Genomic DNA, 22,436 nt, shown 5'->3' on the forward strand with positions numbered 1-22,436 from the left:
GACCGACTAAGCCGGGAAATCCGCACTACGAGAGAGTGTCTCGTTGGCCCGGATATCGGCGAGTGTCTGTTCCAGTGTGTCGATGACGGCGTCGTATCCGCCGTTGCCGAGGACCAGTCGGCGGGGAGGCGGATCTTGGGCCATCGCGGCGATCACCGCACGGGCGCCACGATGCGGGTCACCGGGTTGCGCGCCGTCCATGGCGACGAATTGGGCGCGGACCTCTTCGAGCATGTCGTGGTAGTCCGGAATGCGCTCCTCGACGGATTCGTCGGCGAAGCCCGAGTAGGCGTTGGTGCGGAACGCTCCCGGTTCGACGGTCAGCACGGAGATGCCCTGTGGAGCGACCTCATCGCGCAGCGCATCGGTGACGGCTTCGATGGCGAACTTCGTCGCGCTGTAGTAACCGAATCCGGGGGCCGACACGAGCCCGGCCACCGAGGACACGTTGACGATCCACCCGTTGCCGCGGGCGCGCATCCCCGGCAGTACGGCCCGCGTCACGGACAGCACCCCGAAGAAGTTCAGTTCGAACATCGCCCGCAGCGAGGAGTCGTCCATGGCCTCGATGGAGCCGTACCAGCCTCGGCCGGCGTTGTTGACCAGGACATCGATGCCGCCGAAGTGCTCCTCGGCGGTGCGCACCGCGCGCTCCACCGCGGCCGGGTCGGTGACCTCCATAGGGACGACGAGGACGCGGTCGCCGTACTGCTCGGTCCAGCTCGACAGTTCCTGCGGGCGCCGGGAGGTGAGCACCACCCGGTCCCCGGTGTCGAGGGCCGCGTCGGCGAATGCCGTGCCGAAGTTGCCGGGTGTGCCCCCGGTGATGAACCAGATCCTGCTCACGGTTCGATCACCACCCGGCTGATCAGCGCGCCGTCCAGGGCGAACCGGTAGTTCAGGTCGGCGACCCCGCCGGGGAAGTCGCCCTCCAGGTGCTGTGTGACGACCACGCCGGTGTCAGTGGTCGACGCGCCGGTGATCTCGGTGGTGTAGGTGTACTCGGCGGCCGCGGTCGCAACCCATCTACCGATCTGGTCGTGGCCCGTGTAGTCGTGACCCTCGTCGGTGACGACGGCGTCGTGGGTGAGTGTGGCGAGTGTGCGGTCCACCTCACGGGCGTCGAGTGCGGTCATGAAGGTTCTTACGGTGTCTGGGAGCGCATCCCATTCTGTGGTGGTCATGACCCCACGGTGGAGCTTCCCCCAAGGGGAAGGTCAAGCTCATGCCGCAATGTTGACCTTGCCCCAGGGGGAGACGGCAGGATGGCTTCAACGCTGACAGGTGGCCGACGGCAGAGGAGGACGTGATGGGCGCACGGGTCTCGATCGGTGACTTCGCCGTGATGACCAGCCTGAGTCGCAAGGCTTTGCGGCACTATCACGACATCGGGATCCTGGAACCGGCCCACATCGACTCCCACACCGGATACCGCTTCTACGACACCGGCCAGGTCGACCACGCACACATCATCCGCCGGTTCCGCTCCCTGGGCATGTCCATCCCCGACATCAAGGCGCTGCTGAGCACCGACGACGCCGCTGCTCGCACCGAGATCATCACCACTCATCTCGAGCAGATGGAAGTGCAGCTGCAGCAGACACGTGACACCGTCGGCGCCCTGCGCGAGCTGCTGTCGCCCGTACGCACCCCTCCCCACGTGGAATTGCGCACCGAACCTGCGCTCGCCGTGTGGTCCGTCGGCGCCACCATCGAGGTTGCCGGCATCGACAACTGGTTCTCGGCGACACTGAGCCGGCTACGGGACGCAGTTGCCACGGCGGCAGGCGCGCCGTCGGCGGTCGTGCCGGGTGGTCTTTACGAACGAGCGATTTTCCTCGAATCACACGGCAACGCAACGCTATTCGTACCAGCACCGGAACTCGCGGAGCCACCGGAGGGCATCCGTTCCGAGGTCTTACCCCAGGCCGAATACGCGGTGCTCACGCACCCCGGCGGTCACGAGGACGGCATCGACCGCAGTTACGCGGCCCTGGGCATATACGCAAACGAGCACCTCATCAGCGACCAAGGGCCGATTCGCGAACACTACATCGGTGCCACGCCCTCGGCTCCGACAACGTTCACCGCCACAGAAATCTGTTGGCCGATTTTCAGCACCACCCCGCTGTCAGAATGACAGCAGTGCGCGACCGGACCCGCTACGAAACTGATTGCGTCCCAAACCCGTGCGACCGGCGTGGATTTCGATGGCGGCACTGGCCGGTTGCGGTACCTCTATGCCTTCGGCGGGCGACCGCGTGGGACATTGCTGACGTGTAGGAGCAGTTCGGCACCTACGGAGCATGGCTCAGTCCCGCATCCGGGTGATGCTCCGCGCCAATTCGAGTAGCCGACTACTCAGGCCCTTAAGGCGTCCGCGGCATAGCCTTTCACTACGCGTCCAAGCACCGGGTGTGACAAGGGGGCCAATAAGCATCTTCCGAAGCGGACCAGCTCGAAATCACCGATGCCGAAATGGTTTTCGTACCAGCCAGCACTTCAGATCAAATTTGTCGTACGCGGGCAAGCTGGCGGATGTACTACGACGCTGTCGAGGTGCTGTCGGCCGACAATCGCTTCGGTAGCCAGACATGAGAGAACCAACGCTTACCGGCAACGCGTATCAGGAACCCGTCAACTACTCACGAAACCCGAGGAGGATCGGTGAATATCACGATTACCCGCACAGGTGGACTCCATGGACCCGCAATCAGAGAGATACTGGGTCCTGTCGACACAAACGCCCGTGGGTGGGAAGCGCTGAAGGAGAAGGTCGAGCTTCTCGTCGAGGAAATGGGCTATTTCGACCTTCCCCCGCAGGTCCCAAGTCATGGTGGGGCCGACGTCTTCTTTTACAGGACCATGATCGCCGACGGCGAACGGTACAACCAGGTGGTATCGGACGATGTCTCCGAGGAGCCCTACCACGGTCAACTCGGCAGGTTGATAGACCTACTGCGAGAAGGCGGAGCAGACTTCGTCCCGCAGACCGTCGGAGAAGACATCGACTGGGACGCCGTCTCGGTGATCCCATTGTTCGTCGAGGGATTCCTCGTAATCGTGGCGGGTGTCGCGTCGGTGCCGACTCTCGTGAGCTTCGAACCGGATCCCACCGAACAATACGTCGATTACGCCCCCGTCCACGTTGTCGGCCGTAAAGCGGCTATCACGATCGAGGTCGAGACGCCCTGGCAGGTACAGGCACCCTTGGAGAGCCTCCCCAGCGGCCCGAAAGGCACTGTCCTTATCGGAGCAACGAAGCGCCACTACATTCCTCCGAGGGACATCCCTACAATCGCTCCGTACTGAGCGCCCGATTTCAAACACACAAGGGGATTCTGAAGTAGAGGCCCTCGTCGACGTTGTCGACGGGATCGATGTCCAGACGGTCGCCGACCAGACACCGCGATGTCAGGCGATCGTGAACACCCCTGAGACAGAACCGGTTCAGGCCGAAACGACCGGGTCGCGTCTTCAGTCCGCGCTTGAACTCGAGCGCAGGGAACTACCGATCGACATGAAGGCGTAAGCGCAATCTCGGAGAGGTCCGGGGTTTTCAGGCGACCCCTGGCTGTTCTCAGTCTTGATGTCCTCGCGCGGGTTCAATCCGTTCGGCCCTTGAGTACGAGCGGGTGTTCTCCATCCAGTATCTCCCGGAAACGTGGTTCGGCGAGGCGTGAACACGGTCCCGACTGGGTCAGGGCGCATAGAGGTCCGCTCTGATGCGAAGGCAAGGATCCTCGGTGAGCAGGCACATCCCGGACAACCGCTGATGCCGCCGGCCACCTGTTCATCGCCCACCGGCCAGGGTAGCTGTGCCGAGCGCCGGACGGCGCTGGCAAGATTGGCGTGGCAACTAGTGGGGGCAGTTCCTGGTCGGATGTGGGAGTGTGCGATGGCTCGGTGGGCACGTGTGCCGGGACGTCAGGCCGACCAGTACGACTGGATCAGCGCCTACCTGTACGACCGCGGTCTGCAGGGGCTGTGGCGGGTGACGATCTTCATCGCCACCGTGCTGCTGGCGGCTTCGACGGCGTTGATGACCTTCAGCCCCGAAGGGCCCGGCAGTCGGCTGACGACCATCATCTGCTTCGTGGCGGCCGGATCGGCGACGGGCGCCGCGGTGCCTTTCCTCTTGCACTGGCCGACGCGGCGACAGTCCATGGTGTTCTCACTGGTCTCGACCGCGACGATCGCCGCGGCCGCCCTGTCGTTCACCAACCCGTACGTGGGGTTGATGGGCTGCGCGACGTTCGCGGTGATCGGCGGGTTCGTCGCCTATTTCCACACCCGGTGGGAGGTGGTCCTCAACGGTGGTGTGGCCGCGATCTGTGCGGCGGTGCTGGCGGGTCGTGTGGTCGCCGACACCGGTGACATCTACTTGGCGGCCGCTGCCGTCGCGATCGTGGCGGCGCTCAACATCGGCCTGCCGTTCGGCATCGAGTCTCTGGTACGCACTTTGCGCGTCGACCTTCGCAGCTCGGGCCGTGACCCGCTGACCGGGTTGCACAACCGACGGTCTTTCCACTACTCGGCCTACGAACTGATCATGCGTCACCACGGCACCGGCGCCCATCTGATCATCACAATGATCGACCTCGATAACTTCAAGCAACTCAACGACACCCACGGTCACGCCGCCGGCGACGCCGCCCTGATCGGGGTGAGCGCCGCACTGGAGAAGACCTGCCGTCGCTCCGCGGTGATCGGCCGGGCCGGGGGAGAGGAGTTCCTCATCGCCGACGTCGTGCGCCAGCCGGCACCGGAGATCCACGCCGAGCAGCTGCGCCAGGCCATCGCCGACACACCGGCGCCGGTCACCGCAAGTGTCGGTACTGCCAGCGCACCGCTGGACGGCGACGCGGCCGCCCCCAACCTGCAGCTCATCGACGACCTGATCCGGGCCGCCGACGACGCCATGTACCAGGCCAAGCGCGCCGGTGGAAACCGCTCTTGTCACAACGGACACCCCTGACGACCGGTTCGACCGACGACGCGCATCGAGCGTCAACCAGCATCAGCTGCGTCGGCCACCGCGGCCTCGAATCTCTTGATGGTCTCGTCGACGTCGTCGAGGGTGTGGGCGGCCGAGACGTACCAGATGCCGCGGTACGCGACCCAGATTCCGTGGTCGTTCCACTCGATGGTGATGAGCCGGGACCGTACCGCGACACGGCGGTTAACCGGTGGGGGGTGCGAGACTCCCCGTCTTCGATCAGAAGGGCACAGTCGGTAGGTACTTGCCGTCCAGCGTGATGACGGCGCGTTCGCCACCGTCCGGGTCGGCAACCTTCTTCACGTCGAGCCGGAAGTTGATGGCGGAGATGATCCCGTCGCCGAACTGCTCGTGAACGAGTGCTTTCAGGGTTGTGCCGTAGACCTGCAGCATCTCGTAGAAGCGATAGATGGTCGGATCGGTGGGCACACCGCCGGGAATGGAGCCGCGGGTGGGGATGGTCTGCAGCAACCGCACCGCGTCCTCGTCCAGTCCCAGCAGGGCGCCGACGGCCTCTGCTGACGCTTCCGGCAACGCGTGCTGGCCCAGCACGGCCGCGGTGGTGAAGGCTACGGACAGCTCGGCGGCGTCGGCGATCTGCTGCCAGGACACGTCTTTGCGTGTTTTGGCCTCGACGGCGGCGATGGCCAGCAGCTGACGGGCGGTGGGGTCGAATTGGGCGTGAATCATGGTGCGTTGCTGTCCTTCTCGGGCGTGTGTATGCCTAGTAGATGCGAGGTGGAGGGAAAGGGTGGCTCGACAGTAGGTTCGGTCGACAGCGGCTGGTCGGCGAGGCGAAGGTCCTCGACGTGGCCGGTGTCGATGTCTGAGATCCAGCCGTGCGAGTCACAGGCCGAGTGCGGACAAACTCGGATGATCCACCGGCCGTGGCGCATTCCGGTCCCAGAAGAACTTGCGCTGTCCTTCCCCGATCGGCACATCGTTGATGCTGGCGTGGCGGTGTGTCATCAGGCCGTTCTCGTCGAACAGCCAGTTCTCGTTGCCGTAGGCGCGGAACCACTGACCCGCTTCGTCGTGGTACTCGTACGCGAAACGGACCGCAATACGGTCGCCGCTGTGCGCCCACAGTTCCTTGATGAGGCGGTACTCGTGTTCGCGGTCCCACTTGCCGCTCAGGAACTCGATGATCTGCGCACGGCCTGTCACGAACACGGAGCGGTTGCGCCAGACGCTGTCGACCGAATATCCCTGTGCTACGCGCTGCGGATCGCGGCTGTTCCAGGCGTCCTCAGCCAGCCGAACCTTCAGTACGGCCGACTCGTCAGTGAACGGCGGAACCGGAGGTTTGACGTCGGTTGCGGATGTGACGGTCATGGTCGTCCTCTTTCTCTCGGAGGGTGGATCCATGTAGACGGAGCTGTCTACATGGACAGTACGGTAGCGCATGTAGACAGAGCTGTCTACATCGCGGGGCCAGTCATGTGGACAGAGTTGTCTACAATGATGGCGTGAGCATCGCCCAGACTCTGGATCCGCAGATCGACGTGCCGGCCCTCCCGGCTCGGGAACGGATACTGGCCACCGCGTACCGGCTCTTCTACCGCGAGGGAATTCGAGCCACGGGCATCGACAAGGTGATAGCCGAGGCCGGCGTCACCAAGGTGACTTTCTATCGACACTTTCCGAGCAAAGACGCACTGATACTGGCGTTCTTGGACTTGCGACACCGGCGCTGGATGGACTGGTTTGTCGACGCGCTCGACCGCCACTCTGTTGGCAGTCGTCGGCGGCCCGCGGTCGTATCCGCGGTCGAGGAATGGTTGACGGCGGACTCGTTCCGTGGATGTGCGTTCATCAACAGCGTCAACGAGATCGGCGCTGAGTTGCCCGAGGTGCACGTCATCACCGCTCGGCACAAGGCAGACATGGTCGCGGCCATCAAAGCGACACTTCCGCCGGGAGCGAACCGAACCCGAACGGCACAAGCGCTCGGCGTGGCAATAGATGGTGCCATCGTGCATGCGCAGTATCAGCGCGACGCCACATCGGCGGTGAAGGCGCTGGCCACGATCGCGTCAGCGCTGCTGGCGGCGAATGACTAGGTAGCGCACCGATAGAATCGGTCCGCGCAACGACACCTGGCTGCGAGTACCGAGCCGTCGTCAGCCGGGTGTGGTCCGAGTCGGTGCATCTCCCTCTCACCCGACGCTCGCTCCGCCGTCGGCGTGCAGCGTTGCGCCGGTGATGAAACTCGCCCGGCTGGACGCCAGGAAGACGATCGGCTCGGCGATCTCGACGGGTCTGCCGACACGTCCGAGGGGATTCGCTCGGCTTCCGGCGACCACGGTGTTGACCCGAACGCCGGTTGCACCGAATTCCGTTGCCCAGCAGCGGGTCAGTGCGGTGACGGCGTCTGTCACCCCCGCCACGACGTTGACGATCGCTCCGCCGCCGAGGCGGATCATGCCGGGAGCCACGGCACTCACGAGAAAGTACAGACCGGCCAACGTATCGGCGCCCACCACATCGGCATTGTTGATCAGGATGTCGACCGGCACCTGTCGGGCCAGGTGGTCGACGGACTCCAGGTCGGCCAGATCGGCGGCGATGAACCGGGTACCGGGACCCAGTTCGTTGACGGCAGCCCGTCCGGCGGCATCGTCCCGGCCGCTGATGATGAGCTGGGCGCCGGCCTCTTTGAGCAGGCGCGCGGTGACCCGTCCCAGCTCCGAGGTGCCCTCGGTGACCATTGCCGTGCGCCCCGAAAATTCTGGCGAGCTCTGCACCTACCCTCCCTCCGGTGTGCTCGGACAACAGTGGCAGTCGTAGCGCAAGCAGGGACCACGGAAAACCCGTAGTTCACAGGTAGCTGTGCACCCGTCGGGTCGACATGACAGGATTTGCCGGTACCGCGGCCCACGGCCTGGCCGCATCCGGCGCTCCAGACGGGTAGGCATCTCGATCGTGACGGCGATCCGCGACCGCGGCAACGCGGCGCTACCCGGTCGCTCCGCCGAATGCCAGGCACTTCGGGAGATGGTGGACGCCGTGCGCTCCGGGCGCAGTGAGGTGCGGGTGCTCCTCGGTGAGGCCGGTATCGGGAAGACGGCGCTGCTGACGTTTGTGCGGGAGGTCGCCGCGGACTGCACGGTGTTGACCACGGTGGGTGTGGAATCCGACATGGAGTTGGCCTTCGCGGGTCTGCAGCAGCTGTGTGCGCCGGTGCTGGACTACCGGTCGGGCCTGCCGCAACCGCAACGGGAGGCGTTGGAGGGGGCCTTCGGCCTCAGCGACACCGGAGCCGCGCCGAATCGGTTCCTGGTGGGATTGGCGGTACTCGGGCTGCTCGCCGCTGCCGCCGCGGACCGACCGGTGCTCTGCGTGGTCGACGATGTGCAGTGGCTGGATCACGTGTCGGCGCAGACGCTGTTCTTCGTCGCGCGCCGTGTGCAGGCCGAGTTCGTGGGTTTGGCGTTCGCGACACGCACCCCGATCGACGGCACCGCAGGGTTACCCACCCTGGCGGTGGGCGGGCTCGACGACGGTGACGCGCGCAGGTTGTTGGAGTCGGCGTACCCGGGCCGCCTGGACGCGGCGATCCTGGACCGGATCGTGGCCGAAGCGCGGGGGAACCCCTTGGCACTGTTGGAGACTCCGAAGGACATCGCATCCCTTCACACCGAGAACGTCGGCGCCGGCCTCGAGGAGCATTACCGCACCCTGATCGCCGACCTGCCTGACGACACCCGGATGCTCCTGTGCGTCGCGGCCGCTGAACCGGTGGGTGACCCCGCGTTGCTGTCGCGTGCGATGGCACATCTGGACCTCAAACCCGCGGCGATGGCGCCCGCATACGATTGCGGCCTGATCGCGGTCGACACCCGGGTGCGGTTCCACCATCCGTTGGCGCGGTCGGTGGCTTACCGGTCGGCCGGCGCCGAACAACGCCGGATCGCGCACGCGGCGCTCGCGGTGGTCACCGACCCCGTTGTCGACCCGGACCGGCGCGCCTGGCACCGCGGCTTGGCCGCCGATTCCCTCGACGAGCGGGTGGCATCGGATCTGGAGCGGTCGGCAGGGCGGGCACTGCAACGCGGCGGAACGGCTTCCGCGGCAGCATTTCTGGCGCGGTCAGCGGAGCTGACTCCCGACCCCTCCGTGCGTACCGGCCGGGCGCTCGCGGCGGCCGAGGCCCACCGCGAGAGCGCCTCGTTCGGCAGCGCCCGCCGCCTGCTGGCCACCGCGGACCTGGGCCCGTTGACCGATCTGCAACGGGCCCGTTCCGCACAACTGAACACTCGGTTGATGTTTGCCTCCGCACGCGCCGACGGTGACGCCGACGCGCTCGTCGCCGCCGTCACACAGTTCGCGGCGGTGGCCGGGCAGTTGGAGGCGCTCGACCCCACCCTGGCCACCGAGGCGTACCTGGAAGCGCTGAGCGCCGCGATGTACGTCGGGCGCACCGCAGCCGGGTTGGCCGCCGATGTCGCAGCGACCGCGCACGCCGCGCTGGCGAAACGGCAGCCGCAGACCCCACTCGATCTGGTGACCCATGCGCTGGCCGAGCGGTTGGCCTGCGGTGCGGTCGAAGCGATGCCGGCCATGCGCCGCGCGTTGGACGCGCTCAAGGAGGCCACCCGGAACGGCAGCCATGGCTGGTTCTGGCGGGCCTTCCCTCTTGCCCATGAATGCCTGCTCCACGAGACGTGGGACGACGGGTGGCATGACATCGCGGCGCACGCGGTGCAGCTGGCCACCGACAGCGGGGCGCTGACGCTGCTGCCGCCGGCGCTGTTGTCGCGAGCCGGTGCCGCCGTCGAGCGCGGTGAACTGGCCACGGCCGGCGCGCTGGCCGCGGAAGCCAACGACCTTGCCCTCGCCATCGACTACACCCCGCTGAAGTACCACCGGATCATCCTGTCGGCCTGGCGGGGGGACGAAGCCGAGGCCACCCGATTGGCGACGGCAGCTCTGGAGTCCGGCCGCGCCCGTGGTGAGGGCCGGGTGATCGGATTGGCGCGCTATGCCACCGCGGTACTGAACAACGGGCTGGGCCGGTACGCCGAGGCGCGAACGGCGGCCCGCAGCGCCTGCGAGTACGACGATCTCGGGTTCCACAGCGAATTGTTGGTCGAGGCGGTCGAAGCCGCTGTCCGCGCCGACGATCGCGAATACGCCGAGCAGGTTTTCGATCGACTGCAGGTGCGGGCGTCGGCGGCTGGGTCACCGCGGGCCTTGGCGGCACTGGCCCGATCGCGTGCCTTGCTGAGCGAGGGGAAGCAGGCGGAGACGCTCTACCTGGAGTCGATCGAGCGTTTCGAAGCGACGTCGCAACGGATTCGGCTGGCCCGGGCCCGACTGCTCTACGGGGAGTGGTTGCGCCGCAACGGCCCTGCCACGGTCGCGCGGGAGCCGCTGCGCCTCGCCCATCAGGAGTTCGTCCAGATGGGCTCGATGGCGTTCGCCGAACGGGCCCGGCGTGAGCTGCTGGCTGCGGGCCAGAAGACCCGTAAGCAGCCGACGGCCGCCGGCGATGAGCTGAGCCCACAGGAACGTCAGATCGCCGAGCTGGCCGGCCAGGGCCTGACCAACCAGGAGATCGCCGGCCAGCTGTTCATCAGTGCCCACACCGTGGAGTGGCATCTGCGGAAGGTGTTCACCAAGTTGGGGATTCGTTCGCGCCGTGACCTCCGGAAGGGGATCAACCAGTCGACCGGGCCGGCGCCCTCAGCGGCACGCACCCGATGACGCGTCGAAGCCCAGCTTTCAGACGGCGGTCCCGCCGCCGTCGACATGCAAGGTGGTCCCGGTGATGAAACTGGCGCGCGGGGAGGCCAGGAAGAAGATTGCCTCGGCGATCTCGGCGGGATCGGCGGTCCGCCCGAGCGGTAATGCGCGGCCGAGTTCTTCGTTGGTTTCGCCCCATTCGGCCGCGACGCCGGCGGTGGCGGTCGGCCCGGGCGCGACGTTGTTGACCCGGATGTTGTGCGGACCGAATTCAACCGCCCACGACCGGGTCAACTGCTCCACCGCTGCTTTGGATGCGCTGTACACCGACGCGCCGGGGACCCCTTTGGACGCCACCATGGACGTCACGTTGACGACGGCCCCGCCACCACGGCGGATCATGGTGGGCACCGTCGCGGCCACCAGGAAGTAGAGTCCGCGCACGTTGGTGTCGAAGGTGTGCCCGAACCCTTTCTCGTCCTGGTCGACGGTCAGGGCGGCCGGGAACCGAGCCGCGTTGTTGACCAGGATGTCGAGTTCGAACTCCCGGGACAGCCGCTCCACACCGGCCGAGTCGGCCATGTCGACGGCGACGAAGTGCGCTGTCGGGCCGAGCTTTTCCTGAGCCTGGCGCCCGCGTTGCGGGTCGCGGCCGGTGATGACCACCGAGGCGCCCGCTTCTATCAGCCGCTGGGCCGTCGCGAAGCCGATTCCGGCGGTGCCCCCGGTGACCATGGCGGTGCGCCCGGCGAGCTCGGTCACCGGTCCAGCCAATCGGAGAGCCGGGTGGTGCCCAACTCGGCACCGTCGTCGGTCACCAGGCTGTTCCGCTGCACGGGGACACCGAAGTAGGTGGCCTGCGGATCGATCACGACGGTGATGTCTTCGCCTCGTGCAGTGAAGACGGCGCGGGCCAGGTCGGCGAAGGACATCTTCTCCGGTCCGCCGAAATTCAGCACATCGTTGCGCGGCACTTCGGTGGCCACCCGCGCGACCAGGTCGGCAACCTCGGCTGCCGCGACGGGCTGGATCAGGGCATCCGGTGCGTGGGCCACGCCCTCGGCGACCAGCGAACCGGCGATGATCTCGGTCAACTCGTGGAACTGGGTGGCCCGCACGATGGTGTACGGCACCCCGGAGTTGGCTACCAGTTCCTCCTGGCGCTGCTTGCCCTGCAGATAACCGTCGGCATCGATACTGCCGACCCCGACGATCGACAGCACCACGTAATGCTGCACGCCGGCCTTCTTGGCTGCTGCGAGCAGGGTGGTGGCAGAGGCGGTGAAGAAGTCTGCCGCCGGGCCGGGTTCCAGGGTGGGGGAGTTGAGGACGTCGACAACAGCGTCGGCGCCGTCGAAGGCTGCCGCCACCCCGTCGCCGCTGACGGCGTCCACGCCGGACGACCGGGCGGCGGCGTCGACGTCATGGCCTGCGCCGGTGAGCAATTCGACGACCTGCGCACCGATCTGGCCGGTGGCGCCTACCACGGTGATTCTCATTCCTGTCCCTTCTTGAAGCGGCGGTCACGGCGCTCTTCGAGTTCTGCGTCGTCGACGAGGACGAACATGTCGACGCCGGGTTGGCAGAGCATGGTGACCAGGAACCGCAGTGGGATGTCGTCGCGGTTGTTGCCGTCGGAGTAGTGGATGACGTCACCGCCGGGCTCCCAGAACGCTTCCCCGGCTTTGATGACACGCGGGGCTTCGCCTTCCAGCTCGAAGAGCATCTCGCCTTCGATGACGTAGCCGAAGCACGGTCCGCCGGGATGGCGATGCGGCGGCGCACCTTTGTCGCCGGGGCCCCATTCGATGATCGCGGTCATCGCATCGGCGCCGTCCGGAATGTGGGGCGGTTTGACCGACTGGATGACGGTCATCGCCTTCATCAGCTTGTCCATCACATCAGACACGGGTGGTCCCTTTCCTCAGATTCTTCTGCCGTTTACCGCCTTTGGGCCAGAAGTAGCTGCCCGGTTGACGGGCCTCCTTGGCCAGGAACGCCACCGTGCCTTTACACACCGATTCCTTGATCCTGGCGGCGAGGTGACCGCCGAGGTGCATCGGCAGGGCCTCGTCGTTGAAGTGCGACATCTGGATGGTGCCGGCGTGGCGGCCGAGGCTGATGCACTGGCCCACCGAAGCCGGGTTCAGGTCCTTCGGGTTCGTGCCGTCGAGGCGCGCCAGGAGAGTGTCAGCGGCGTGGGAGGCCAGGGGCATGGCGAGTTGGCAGCTCATCCGCAACGGGACCCCTGAGGGGGAGGCCGCATCGCCGGCGGCGATGATCGTGGGATCGTCGACGCTGCTGAGGGTCTCGTCGGTGAGCAGCCGGCCGAGCCGGTCGGTGCGCAGACCGCTGTCGGCGGCCAGTGTCGGGACACCGAAGCCGGCGGTCCACACGGCGACCGCGCTCGGCAGTTCTGTGCCGTCGCGCAGCGTGATTCGGTCTTCGGCGACACGTGTGACGGTGGCGTCCTGTACCACGGTGACGCCCAGTTTCGTGAGGCGCTTGGCTACCGACTTGCGCCCGCCCTTGGCCAGTGACGGGCCAAGGGCGCCGGTCACCAGAGTGACGGTGCGGCCGGTCTCGGCAAGTTCGGAGGCGGCCTCGATACCCGTCAGACCACCGCCGACCACCACGATGGGCGCTGGTAGGGGGACATCGACCAGTCGAGCGGTCAGGCGTTGTGCCGCCTCCAATTCACCCAGGGCATAAGCGAACTCGGTGGCGCCCGGGACTGACGCGGGGACCGGTGCGGTGCTGCCGACGGCATAGATCAGGTAGTCGTAGCCGAGGGTGCTGCCGGATGCCAGGCGCAGATTCTTGGCGTCGGCGTCGATGTATACGGCCGAGTCGACGACTAGCTTCACCGAGTCGGCCAGTACCGCTGAATAGTCCTCGGTGGCATCGTCGTTGCCGGCGACCAACTGGTGTAGCCGGATTCGTTCGACGAAATGTGGCCGTGGGTTCACCAGGGTGACATCGATGTCGGTGCGTTGGCGCAGGCGGTTGGCTACCAGGACGCCGGCGTATCCGCCGCCCACGACCACGACGCGCGTGGCGGCGCTCATCTGCTTTTCCTCGCCTCGGCGGAGGCGGCGGGTCCGTTGATCCACGGGGTGGCGGTCACGTGCTTCATGACTACGACCCTGGCATCCGGGGGAGCGGTCAGGGACCACGGAGAATCCGTAGTCCTGGATTCGTGGCCGCCAACGGCCGCGCCGGACCGACTACTCGGTGATCACCAGGAGCGCATGGGCGGGTTGGTTGTCGACCAGCAGCCACCGGTGCCGCAACGGCGCCGGATGGGTGATCAGGTCGCCTGCTCCGACGCGGTAGGTGCCCGCGCCTTCGACGTCGATGTCCAGTTGTCCCGACACCATGTAGAGGGCCAGGATGCCCGGCGATTGGAACCACTCCCCGATGTACTGATCGCGTTCGATCGTGTACTCGATGATCTGCAGTCCCTCGTCCCGGCTGAGCACCAGTACCCGCCCGAGCGCTGCGTCGGGACGGTCGGCGACCGGTAACAGCCGGCCCTCGTCGCTGCGGATCACGGTGACCTTGGATTCGGTGCTGGTGGGCAACAGCTCACCGGGGGTGACGCCGAGGGTCTCGGCCAGCCGGTAGACGGTGATCATCGACGGCATGCTCTGGCCGCGTTCGATCTGGCTCAGGAACGGCTGGCTGATGCCGGCGCGTGCCGCCACGTCGCGCATCGATAGCTGACGCTTTTCGCGGATTGCGCGGATGGCTGTCCCAGCACGCAGCGCGAGTGCCCGCTCATCCAGGCCGACCTCGGCAGTCATTTACACCTTCGCAACACTCGGTTGATAGATCGGACATATCAGATGCCCAATCTGATTGCTAGCACTTATCGCCACTTCAGCCTAACGACGCGACGACGGGACCATCCAGTGACCACGATAGAGCAGGATCCGCCCGACGAGCGGATAAGCCACAGCGATCAACAACGGCTCGGCATCGAGCGGCGCGGCATCGAGTACATCCCCGACGACGAACGGCACGGCCGGCCCTGGCAGCTCGGCGCCATGTGGTCAGGGCTGGTGATGAACGTCCTCACCGTGGTCTACGGCACCCTGCTGGTGGCGATGGGCCTGAACTGGTGGCAGGCTCTGTTGGCGATCGTGCTCGGCAACCTCACCTGGGTGATCGCGGGAGTGGTTTCCATCGCGGGACCCGCCGCGGGCACCACCACCTTCGGTGTCTCGCAGATGATCTTCGGCCGCATCGGCGTTCGGCCGGTGGCCTTCTTCAACTGGATCATGATGCTGGGTTACGAGGTGCTGGACCTGGTGGTGATGGTGTTGGCCACGGGCGCGCTGCTGGACCTGACCGGCGTGCAGGTCTCCACCGCCGGCGAGGTGCTCATCGTCGTCATCCTGTCGGTCCTGCAAGCGGTACTGCCGCTCCTCGGGCATGCCGCGATCACGAAAGTTCTCCGCCTGCTGGTCATTCGTTCGCCGCAATCTTCCTCGTGATGGCCTGGCTGGTGGTCGACGACATCCAGATCAACGACGGTGCCCCCGCCTCGTGGGCGTTGTTCCTCGGCGGTGTCGCACTGGCCGCCAGCGGCTCCGGCCTCGGCTGGTCGTCAGCGGCTGCCGATTACTCGCGTTACCTGCCTGCCGGCACCGGCCGGCTTCGCATCGTCGCGGCTGTGACAGTCGGCGGCGGTGTTCCGCAGGCCCTGCTCATGGCACTCGGCGCGGCCATCGCCATCGCTCTCCCCGACGCAGGAGATCCGGTCACCGGCCTGTCGACCATCTTCCCCGCCTGGCTGGTGGTGATCTACCTGGTGCTGGTGATCGTCCAGATGCTCTCACTCAACGGTGTCGACCTGTACTCCTCCGGTGTCACGTTGCAGGCGCTGGGGGTACGGCTCTCCCGGTGGCAGGCTGTGCTGGTGGACGGCGTGTTGTGCGGCCTCGTCGGCGCCGCCGTCGTGTTGTCCGGCAGCTTCTATCAGTTCGTCAGCACCTTCCTGCTGTTCATGATCATCTGGTTCGCCCCGTGGGCCGGAGTGTTCCTGGTGGACCTCGCACGCCGACGGGGCCGCTATCCGCGCGCGTCCGCGGCTGTGCACCAGAGCTTTTCGCGAGCCGGCGTGGGCGCACAGCTGCTGGGCATGATCGCAGCGGCGCTGTGCATCAACACCACCGTGTTCGTCGGTCCCATCGCCGCGGCGTTCGGCGGAGCCGACCTGAGCGTCCCCGCCGGCCTTCTGGTCGGTGCGCTCACCTACCCGATCCTGTTACGTCTCGCCCACGAAGGAGAAGCCGCATGACCTCCGCCATTCCTCTGGTCGACCTGTCGTTGTGGCGCCACGGATCTGATGCCGACCGGGCCGCACTGGCCGCGACGGTGGACCAGGCACTGATCGGCAGCGGCTTCCTGATGGTCAGCGGGCACGGGATTGCTCCCGAGCTGCGGGCTCGCATCCGCGACGCCGTTCGGGAGTTCTTCACCCTCGACCCCGCCACCAAGGAGCGTTATGCCACCGCTGTTGGCGGGCGCGGCTGGGTGCCGCCCGGCAAGGAGGCCAATGGCTACTTGCTCGGTGTGGAGCTGCCACCCGATCTGAAAGAGAGCTTCGTATCAGGTCATGACCACTCCAGTGGGGACGCCGACGTCGACGCCGAATGGTTCCCGCCCAACGTCTGGCCCGTGGAAGTGCCTGGACTGCAAGCCTTGTGTGACACCTATGCCGTCGCGATGCGTGAGCTGGCGGCCGAACTGCTGACACTTCTGGCCGTCGCGGCGGGGTTGCCGGACAGCTGGTTCGTCGACCGTTGTACGGATTCGCCGCACACGTTCAACATCAACCGGTATCCCGCCTTGAACCGCACCGGCCCCGTCGAGGAGGGGCAGTTCCGCATCGCGCCTCACACCGACTTCGGCACCATCACCATCCTGGACCGAGAGGCCGGCTACGGCGGTCTCCAAGTGTGTACGCGGGAGGGGCATTGGATCGACGCACCGGTGATCCCGGACGCCTACACCATCAACATCGGTGATCTGATGGCCCGCTGGACCGGTGACCGGTGGACCTCGACCCTGCACCGGGTGTTGCCGCCCAGCGCCGATGCCCCTGACGAGGAACTGATCTCACTGATCTTCTTCTTCGAGGCCAATCTCGATCAGGTCATCGAGTCGTTCCCGCCGCCATTGGGCCAGGCCCACGACTACCAACCGGTGATGACGTCGGATTACCTGCGGTCGAAGTACGCCGCGATCGCGGTGCCATGATCTCACGTGATGTCGCACAACGGATTCCGAAGGTGAGCCTGCACTGCCACCTGCTCGGGTCGGTGCCCGCGGCCACCGCCGTCGAACTCACCGCCCGCAACGGCGTTCGGATCCCCGGAAACCCGGACGCCGACAGCGTGTACGACAGTGCGGCCTACGAGAACCTCGGCGAGTTCTTGTCCGTCTACGATCTGATCGGTGCGGCCCTGCACCATCGGGATGACTACCGCCGCATCACGTACGAGTCACTCACCGCGTTCGGTGCCGACCACAACGTGTGGTACCGCGAGATCTTCGTGTCACCGCAACCCAGCCCGCTGCCGTATCGCACCGCGCTGGCGGGGATCCTGGACGGGATGCGCGAGGCCCGCACCGACACCGGCATCGACAGCCGGATCATCATCGCCATCAATCGGCAACACACCGTCGCCGAGGCACTGTCGTTGGTCGAGCAGGTGATCGAACATCGTGTGGACGAAGTGCTCGGCATCGGTCTGGACTACGAAGAGGTGCTGGGACCGCCCGCTGCGTTCGCACCGGCCTATGCGCTGGCCGAGAAGGCGGGCCTGAACCGCACCGCCCATTCGGAAAGCGGCCCGCCAGGGCATATCGACGTCCTGCTCGACGAACTGCACTGCACCAGAATCGATCACGGCTATCACGTGGTGACCGACGAGCGGGTGACCCGGCGGTGCGTCGAGGAGCAGGTGCCGTTCACCTGCACCCCGGTGAGTTCGGATATCGGCCGCTACAGCGGTTCGGGCGACGGCAGCCACCGCCGGATCCAGCAGATGGTCGACGCCGGGCTGCGGGTGTGCATCGACTCCGATGACCCGCCGATGTTCGGCACCGACCCCTCCAACGACTACTACGCGGTGGGTAACGCGCTGGGATACGACGTGGCGCAGTTGGTCACGTTCACGGCCAACGCGATCGATGCGTGCTGGCTGGATTCCGGCGACAAGGACGCCCTGCGCGCGCGACTGGCATCCTGGATTGACGATGGATTGGAGACGAACCGATGAGCTCGTTCGAAGTGCCCGCGATCGACATCACGCCGTGGGTCGTCGGTGGTGACGACACCGCCAAACGCGCGGTGGCCGAAGCCGTCGATGACGCCTGCCGGCGAGTCGGTTTCATGCAGATCCTCGGCCACGACATTCCCGCGCAGACGATCGACGGGCTGGCGACGGCCACGGACCAGTTCTTCGGGTTGCGTGTCGAGACCAAGAACCGCTACCGGGTGCCCGCCAATCGGGGATACAGCCCGCCGAAGAGCGAATCGCTGAGCCTGTCGCTCGGCGTCGAGTCCGCCACCCGGATGAACGACTTCTTCGAGGCGTTCAACATCGGTGTCGAGGCGCGGTCGTTCACGGATCTCGATCTCGACGAGGCCGACTACGGCATCAATGTCTGGCCCGACGAGGTGCCGACCTTCCAGCCGGCTGTCCTCGACTACTTTGCCGAGGCGGGCCGGGTCGCCCGGACACTCACGGAAATCTTCTGTGTCGCACTGGGTCTGGAGTCGGGGTACTTCGAGCGCATCACCGACCATTCCGTCGACGTGCTGCGGATGAACAACTACGCACTTCCGGAAGGCACCGTGACCCTCGACGGCGACCTCACCGGGATGGGAGAGCACACCGACTACGGCATCGTCACCGTTCTGTGGGCCGACCAGGTGGCCGGTCTGCAGGTGCTGGGCACCGACCAGCAGTGGCACGACGTGGCGCCCGCCGACGGCGCGCTGCTGGTGAACCTGGGTGATCTCACGGCCCGCATCACCAACGACCAGTGGATGTCGACGCTGCACCGGGTGAAACCACCGATCGTCGACGGAACCATCAAGCGGCGGCGGTCGGCCGCGTTCTTCCACGACGGCAATGTCGATGCGGTGATCGCCACGGCCCCCGAGTATCTGGACGCCGATGCCGGGATGGCGTATGAACCGATCACCGTCGGCGCGCATATTGCCGCCAAACTGGCGGGTTCACGGCAGGGCAAGGCCAACGTGGCCGCGGTGCGCGAGGCGGCGCGGGTCGTGGCCGCGATGCAATCGGGTTAGCTCCCCGCGGCCACCGGAACTTCTCGAGCGTGGGTGTGGCCGTCTCGATCGGACATTCGGCCGCCAAAGGCGGATGTCCGTCGGTGCCACTTTCCGAAATCGGGACCCGACCGATCATCGCCGTCCCTAGCATGGCGGCACATGGGGGGTGCGTGTCCGGAGATGCCACCGAGTGGTCTCCCGGCGCTCGATGAGGCCGAACAACGGAGCTGGGAGCGCTTCCTCGATGCGGCGATGCGGCTCTACCGGCTGCTGAACCGGAAGTTGCTGGACGCGCACAAGCTGACCCTCTTCGACGTGCTGCTGCTGGAGAAACTGGCTGGTTCCGGATCGGCGCGGGTCGGTGATCTGGCCCAGGCGCTCATGCTGACGCCGAGTCGAGTGAGCCAGCAGATCCGGCGGTTGGAGTCACAAGGGCTGGTACAGCGCAGCGCCAGCAATAGTGATCGGCGTGGTGTGGTGGCCACCATCACCCACGACGGCTTGGTGCGGCTCCGGCCGGCATTGGTCACCTACGGGCGAGCGGTGCGGACGCACTATCTGGGGCAGCTGACGCGGTCACAGCTGGCCGCTCTCGGCGACTGCGCCCGACGAATCAAGAGCGAAGCGAACCCCGTTGAAGCGCAGCGGCGTTCGGCCACGAAACGTCGGGCGAGGTCGGCGGTGAACCGCCGGCAGCACGACTGCCTGCCGTGATGCCGTAACCGTCGGCAAGTCACCGATGTGCGGAGCTGACCGTACTGACGGCACGGTGATGGTACTGGCCGTCAGCCCTCGGCTGGGCATGGCAACTCGCCGTTTCGCCGCCGTCACAGCTATTACCTGCGTATTGACCGGTGCGATCATGGTTTGGCAATCGCAGACTGGGGCATGGAACCTGTTTTAGATGCTCCTCGGCAGTTGTTGCGCATTTGATTAAGAGCATTTAAGTGACCAATTGCTGAAGGCCCTCTGCAAGCCGCTGACCAGTAACAACAAATGTGCTGTCGATTGCGACCGTAAGGACCGCCGCAACGAAACAATACGTTCATATCGTCGCGCGTCATCCGCTCGGATAACTTGCCGGTGTCACGACCTCGTCAATTAAGGAGAGATGGCATGCAGGTTGCCGTTCGATCACGTCTCAACATGGGTATCGCCCTGGCCGGCGCCGGAGCGATCGCATTTGCCCCGATCGTCCAACCGATGCCTGCCGTCGCCGAACTACCAGCGCGCGCGGCGTCTTCGGCCCACGTTGCGCTGACCGCCGCGGTGAACCCGATCGAGCAGTGGGCGAAGATCATCCAAGACGCGGTGGCCAACGGCGGGACGCTCGTCCAGAGCTATCTGGACAACCCGGTGCCGATCCTGCACCAGTTGTTGCTGAACGGGATGGGGTACGGCGGGCAGACGTTCACCGCGCTGCGAACCGCCGGGGTGAATCTCGTCGAGCAATTGAGATTCGACAATCCCTACGGGTTTCCGGCGGGTCTGAGAAACGGCCTGAGTCAGATTGCTGCCGGTCAGATCTACGAGGGCACGACAACGCTGTTCAACGCCGGGCTCGGACTCATCCTCGGCCCGGTCGGTCCGCTGCTGGAGCTGATGCAAATTCCGGTCACGATGGCGCAGAACGTCGCCGACGTCGTCGCGGCGGTTCCCGGGGTTCTGCTCGGCGTGGGCTTCGGAGCCATTGCCACCGTCAACGGCACCATCCAGGCAACCTCGTTCCAGGCCCAGGCCGTCCTCGACGCGTTGAAAGCCGGTGACCTGATGGGCGCGGTCGGTGAACTCGTCGCCACCCCGGGGGCTATCGTCAACGCGGTACTCAACGGATTCGCGCTCACCGGAGCTCCGGGTCTGCTCAGTCCCGGGGGTTTGATCGCCCAGGTCATCCAGGGCCTCAACACGATTGCGCAGGCGCTTGCGCCGGCGGTCCCCGCGCCCAAGGTCGCCGATACCGGGCCGTCCGCCCTGCCGTCGGCTGCCTCGTCGGTCGCAACCGTCACCCTCGGCACCGAGAAGGCGACGACGGCCGATGCGCCGAAGACGTCGGCGACGGAGGAGAGCGCCGAGCCCACCGCAACCGAGCCCACCGCAGCCCAGCCCGCCCCGACCGAACCCACTGCAGCAGAACCAACTACCGCTGATCCCGAAACACCTTCCGCTACAACCGAAACAAAACCGGAGACCAAGCCCGACGCCAAGCCCGAAACAAAACCCGAAACCAAGCCCGAGACCAAGCCGGAAGCGGGGACCACGTCGGGCGCCACGACGCCCAACGGCGGCACCGATATGACCGACGGCAACAAGGCCGAGCCCGGTAAGACAGGTGAACCCGGCAAGCCGAGTGCATCGACCGGCAGCGAGGCGGGCCCGGGCAGCGCCGGCACGGGAACCACGAGCACGGAGGGCACGGTGTCCGGCAGTGGCGGCGTGACGTCGGGCAGCGGAAGTGGCACGTCCGGTTCCGAAGCTGGCGGATCCGGAAGCGGCGCAACCGGTACCGCGGCCTAGCCACACCTCATCGAGACGAGTGGCCCCGCTCCCGAGCGGGGCCCCCGTCGACTGTCGGCTTCGTACAGGAATCCGGTACCGCGCGTGGTTGATTGACAGGGCTGATCCCTGCCAGTCCCTGCCACCTACCGGCGGTAGGGATCCAATTCCCGCATCCGGTTCAGATGAGCCTGCTGAATCTCGTCCGCACGGGTGAGGAACCCGACGATCAGGGCGATCTCCGCCGCGGTGTAGTGGTTCAGCAACATCGCGCGGCCCTGATCCAGCACCGGGGCAACGAGTTCGGAGAGACGGCGCGCGGCGAGGTCGGTGGCCAGCACGATCACCCTGCGCCGATCGGTCGGATGCAGTGACCGACTGACGTAGCCGAGCTTCTCCAGCCGATTGAGAACGATCGTGGTGCCGGCGGCGGTGAGACCGAGCCGATCGGCCAGAAGTCCGGGCGTCATAGCATCCTCGCCCGCCAGGAGGACGAGCTCCAGAGCTCGGCGGTCCGTTTGATTGATGCCGAGCACCCTGACCAGTTCGCGTGCGAGGTCGTCGACGGTGCCATGAAGTGATTCCAATGTTCTCTTCAAGACTCCGGCTGACCGAGCGAGTTCTGTTGTCATCGAACGAAAAGACCTCCCACACCGGGGCTGGGCCCAACTTGGTGGATATGGGGTCAGGCGGCATCTGCCGACTGATCGAGTCCGTTTTCCTTTGTGACAGAACTGATCATACCGACCGACAGCAATCTCTTGGGTGATAACGACGCATTCGTATGGAAAGGTTTCCGCGCCGGTTGCCGCCGTCCCGGCCGGCAACGCGCGCCTTCGTCGGTGCTCAATTTCTGCTGGGTCCCAGACAGATTCGTCAAGAAGTGGTAAGCCGGCGCGACTCGGCCTGCCATCCGAACCCACTGACCCGGCCGGCAGCCCG

Annotated in this window: 23 protein-coding genes; 12 read left to right on the forward strand and 11 right to left on the reverse strand. The window is 66.1% G+C overall.

What is annotated here, in order from left to right; all coding sequences use genetic code 11:
- Positions 1-6: 6 nt before the first annotated feature.
- Both BN977_RS14640 and BN977_RS14645 read right to left on the reverse strand, forming a co-directional pair.
- Positions 7-846 carry an oxidoreductase gene (locus BN977_RS14640; RefSeq protein WP_036398014.1) on the reverse strand — a complete coding sequence of 280 codons (840 nt, stop codon included), beginning with the start codon at positions 844-846 and terminating at the stop codon, positions 7-9.
- On the reverse strand, positions 843-1,184 hold the full coding sequence (locus tag BN977_RS14645; protein WP_036398015.1) for a nuclear transport factor 2 family protein: 342 nt from the start codon (positions 1,182-1,184) through the stop codon (positions 843-845). Before BN977_RS14645 ends, BN977_RS14640 begins: the two co-directional genes overlap by 4 nt.
- 125 nt (positions 1,185-1,309) lie before the next feature.
- Between BN977_RS14645 and BN977_RS14650 the strand changes: the two genes are divergently transcribed.
- From BN977_RS14650 to BN977_RS14660, 3 genes are all read left to right on the forward strand, one after another.
- A complete protein-coding gene (locus BN977_RS14650; protein WP_036398016.1) occupies positions 1,310-2,140 on the forward strand; it encodes a MerR family transcriptional regulator in 831 nt (276 codons plus the stop codon).
- 527 nt (positions 2,141-2,667) lie between these two features.
- Positions 2,668-3,312 (forward strand): hypothetical protein, encoded by a 645-nt coding sequence (locus BN977_RS14655; protein WP_024452408.1) that lies wholly within the window; start codon positions 2,668-2,670, stop codon positions 3,310-3,312.
- A 586-nt stretch (positions 3,313-3,898) separates the two neighbouring features.
- Positions 3,899-4,978: a GGDEF domain-containing protein gene (locus BN977_RS14660; protein WP_024452407.1), complete on the forward strand. Its 1,080-nt coding sequence runs from the start codon at positions 3,899-3,901 to the stop codon at positions 4,976-4,978.
- Positions 4,979-5,218: 240 nt separating this feature from the next.
- Here the strand turns inward: BN977_RS14660 and cynS are convergent, their stop codons facing one another.
- Complete coding sequence (gene cynS / locus BN977_RS14665; protein WP_036398018.1) at positions 5,219-5,689, reverse strand: cyanase; 471 nt, start codon at positions 5,687-5,689, stop codon at positions 5,219-5,221.
- A gap of 156 nt (positions 5,690-5,845) precedes the next feature.
- Positions 5,846-6,334: a nuclear transport factor 2 family protein gene (locus BN977_RS14670; protein WP_036398019.1), complete on the reverse strand. Its 489-nt coding sequence runs from the start codon at positions 6,332-6,334 to the stop codon at positions 5,846-5,848.
- A 134-nt stretch (positions 6,335-6,468) separates the two neighbouring features.
- Here BN977_RS14670 and BN977_RS14675 point away from each other — a divergent pair, with 134 nt between their 5' ends.
- Complete coding sequence (locus BN977_RS14675) at positions 6,469-7,062, forward strand: TetR/AcrR family transcriptional regulator (protein ID WP_036398020.1); 594 nt, start codon at positions 6,469-6,471, stop codon at positions 7,060-7,062.
- Positions 7,063-7,158: 96 nt separating this feature from the next.
- On the opposite strand, the gene BN977_RS14680 is transcribed toward BN977_RS14675, so the two are convergent.
- On the reverse strand, positions 7,159-7,746 hold the full coding sequence (locus BN977_RS14680) for an SDR family NAD(P)-dependent oxidoreductase (RefSeq protein ID WP_407661183.1): 588 nt from the start codon (positions 7,744-7,746) through the stop codon (positions 7,159-7,161).
- 178 nt (positions 7,747-7,924) lie between these two features.
- Between BN977_RS14680 and BN977_RS14685 the strand changes: the two genes are divergently transcribed.
- The gene (locus tag BN977_RS14685) at positions 7,925-10,708 is read left to right on the forward strand and encodes a helix-turn-helix transcriptional regulator (RefSeq protein WP_051561389.1); all 2,784 of its coding nucleotides are present in this window, start codon (positions 7,925-7,927) and stop codon (positions 10,706-10,708) included.
- Positions 10,709-10,726: 18 nt separating this feature from the next.
- Here the strand turns inward: BN977_RS14685 and BN977_RS14690 are convergent, their stop codons facing one another.
- From BN977_RS14690 to BN977_RS14710, 5 genes are all read right to left on the reverse strand, one after another.
- On the reverse strand, positions 10,727-11,422 hold the full coding sequence (locus BN977_RS14690) for an SDR family NAD(P)-dependent oxidoreductase (RefSeq protein ID WP_036399171.1): 696 nt from the start codon (positions 11,420-11,422) through the stop codon (positions 10,727-10,729).
- Positions 11,423-11,445: 23 nt separating this feature from the next.
- Positions 11,446-12,186, reverse strand: a complete 741-nt coding sequence (locus BN977_RS14695; protein ID WP_036398022.1) for an SDR family oxidoreductase — start codon at positions 12,184-12,186, stop codon at positions 11,446-11,448.
- Positions 12,183-12,584, reverse strand: coding sequence for a cupin domain-containing protein (locus tag BN977_RS14700; protein ID WP_036399173.1), 402 nt, complete (start codon positions 12,582-12,584; stop codon positions 12,183-12,185). The genes BN977_RS14695 and BN977_RS14700 overlap by 4 nt, the downstream gene beginning before the upstream one ends.
- A 4-nt stretch (positions 12,585-12,588) precedes the next feature.
- Positions 12,589-13,755: an NAD(P)/FAD-dependent oxidoreductase gene (locus BN977_RS14705; RefSeq protein WP_036398023.1), complete on the reverse strand. Its 1,167-nt coding sequence runs from the start codon at positions 13,753-13,755 to the stop codon at positions 12,589-12,591.
- Positions 13,756-13,914: 159 nt separating this feature from the next.
- On the reverse strand, positions 13,915-14,493 hold the full coding sequence (locus BN977_RS14710) for a type II toxin-antitoxin system RelB family anti-toxin (RefSeq protein WP_036398024.1): 579 nt from the start codon (positions 14,491-14,493) through the stop codon (positions 13,915-13,917).
- A gap of 108 nt (positions 14,494-14,601) precedes the next feature.
- Here BN977_RS14710 and BN977_RS33485 point away from each other — a divergent pair, with 108 nt between their 5' ends.
- The 7 genes from BN977_RS33485 (at position 14,602) to BN977_RS14740 (ending at position 21,515) form a co-directional block, all read left to right on the forward strand.
- Positions 14,602-15,186 (forward strand): cytosine permease, encoded by a 585-nt coding sequence (locus BN977_RS33485; RefSeq protein ID WP_051561391.1) that lies wholly within the window; start codon positions 14,602-14,604, stop codon positions 15,184-15,186.
- Entirely contained in the window at positions 15,186-15,992 is an 807-nt protein-coding gene (locus BN977_RS33490; RefSeq protein ID WP_051561393.1) for a cytosine permease, read from the forward strand. Before BN977_RS33485 ends, BN977_RS33490 begins: the two co-directional genes overlap by 1 nt.
- Positions 15,989-16,954 carry an isopenicillin N synthase family dioxygenase gene (locus BN977_RS14720; RefSeq protein ID WP_036398025.1) on the forward strand — a complete coding sequence of 322 codons (966 nt, stop codon included), beginning with the start codon at positions 15,989-15,991 and terminating at the stop codon, positions 16,952-16,954. The genes BN977_RS33490 and BN977_RS14720 overlap by 4 nt, the downstream gene beginning before the upstream one ends.
- Complete coding sequence (gene add, locus BN977_RS14725) at positions 16,951-17,979, forward strand: adenosine deaminase (protein WP_051561395.1); 1,029 nt, start codon at positions 16,951-16,953, stop codon at positions 17,977-17,979. The genes BN977_RS14720 and add overlap by 4 nt, the downstream gene beginning before the upstream one ends.
- Complete coding sequence (locus BN977_RS14730; RefSeq protein ID WP_036398026.1) at positions 17,976-19,019, forward strand: isopenicillin N synthase family dioxygenase; 1,044 nt, start codon at positions 17,976-17,978, stop codon at positions 19,017-19,019. The genes add and BN977_RS14730 overlap by 4 nt, the downstream gene beginning before the upstream one ends.
- A 141-nt stretch (positions 19,020-19,160) precedes the next feature.
- A complete protein-coding gene (locus BN977_RS14735) occupies positions 19,161-19,715 on the forward strand; it encodes a MarR family winged helix-turn-helix transcriptional regulator (RefSeq protein WP_084172512.1) in 555 nt (184 codons plus the stop codon).
- A 402-nt stretch (positions 19,716-20,117) separates the two neighbouring features.
- Complete coding sequence (locus BN977_RS14740; RefSeq protein WP_131590122.1) at positions 20,118-21,515, forward strand: hypothetical protein; 1,398 nt, start codon at positions 20,118-20,120, stop codon at positions 21,513-21,515.
- 125 nt (positions 21,516-21,640) lie between these two features.
- Here BN977_RS14740 and BN977_RS14745 read toward each other — a convergent pair whose 3' ends face one another.
- Entirely contained in the window at positions 21,641-22,126 is a 486-nt protein-coding gene (locus BN977_RS14745; protein ID WP_036398028.1) for a MarR family winged helix-turn-helix transcriptional regulator, read from the reverse strand.
- Between the last annotated feature and the right edge of the window lie 310 nt (positions 22,127-22,436).

Origin of the sequence: Mycolicibacterium cosmeticum (genome assembly GCF_000613185.1) — a bacterium.
In the GTDB taxonomy this organism is placed as follows: Bacteria; Actinomycetota; Actinomycetes; order Mycobacteriales; family Mycobacteriaceae; genus Mycobacterium; species Mycobacterium cosmeticum.

Coding starts and splice junctions, on each gene's coding strand:
- add (WP_051561395.1), top strand. CDS start 16,951: ATGATCTCACGTGATGTCGCACAACGGATTCCGAAGGTGAGCCTGCAC.
- BN977_RS33490 (WP_051561393.1), top strand. CDS start 15,186: ATGGCCTGGCTGGTGGTCGACGACATCCAGATCAACGACGGTGCCCCC.
- BN977_RS14740 (WP_131590122.1), top strand. CDS start 20,118: ATGCAGGTTGCCGTTCGATCACGTCTCAACATGGGTATCGCCCTGGCC.
- BN977_RS14650 (WP_036398016.1), top strand. CDS start 1,310: ATGGGCGCACGGGTCTCGATCGGTGACTTCGCCGTGATGACCAGCCTG.
- cynS (WP_036398018.1), bottom strand. CDS start 5,689: ATGATTCACGCCCAATTCGACCCCACCGCCCGTCAGCTGCTGGCCATC.
- BN977_RS14700 (WP_036399173.1), bottom strand. CDS start 12,584: ATGGACAAGCTGATGAAGGCGATGACCGTCATCCAGTCGGTCAAACCG.
- BN977_RS14695 (WP_036398022.1), bottom strand. CDS start 12,186: ATGAGAATCACCGTGGTAGGCGCCACCGGCCAGATCGGTGCGCAGGTC.
- BN977_RS14745 (WP_036398028.1), bottom strand. CDS start 22,126: ATGACAACAGAACTCGCTCGGTCAGCCGGAGTCTTGAAGAGAACATTG.
- BN977_RS14730 (WP_036398026.1), top strand. CDS start 17,976: ATGAGCTCGTTCGAAGTGCCCGCGATCGACATCACGCCGTGGGTCGTC.
- BN977_RS14690 (WP_036399171.1), bottom strand. CDS start 11,422: ATGGTCACCGGGGGCACCGCCGGAATCGGCTTCGCGACGGCCCAGCGG.
- BN977_RS14705 (WP_036398023.1), bottom strand. CDS start 13,755: ATGAGCGCCGCCACGCGCGTCGTGGTCGTGGGCGGCGGATACGCCGGC.
- BN977_RS14710 (WP_036398024.1), bottom strand. CDS start 14,493: ATGACTGCCGAGGTCGGCCTGGATGAGCGGGCACTCGCGCTGCGTGCT.
- BN977_RS14735 (WP_084172512.1), top strand. CDS start 19,161: ATGGGGGGTGCGTGTCCGGAGATGCCACCGAGTGGTCTCCCGGCGCTC.
- BN977_RS14670 (WP_036398019.1), bottom strand. CDS start 6,334: ATGACCGTCACATCCGCAACCGACGTCAAACCTCCGGTTCCGCCGTTC.
- BN977_RS14645 (WP_036398015.1), bottom strand. CDS start 1,184: ATGACCACCACAGAATGGGATGCGCTCCCAGACACCGTAAGAACCTTC.
- BN977_RS14720 (WP_036398025.1), top strand. CDS start 15,989: ATGACCTCCGCCATTCCTCTGGTCGACCTGTCGTTGTGGCGCCACGGA.
- BN977_RS14660 (WP_024452407.1), top strand. CDS start 3,899: ATGGCTCGGTGGGCACGTGTGCCGGGACGTCAGGCCGACCAGTACGAC.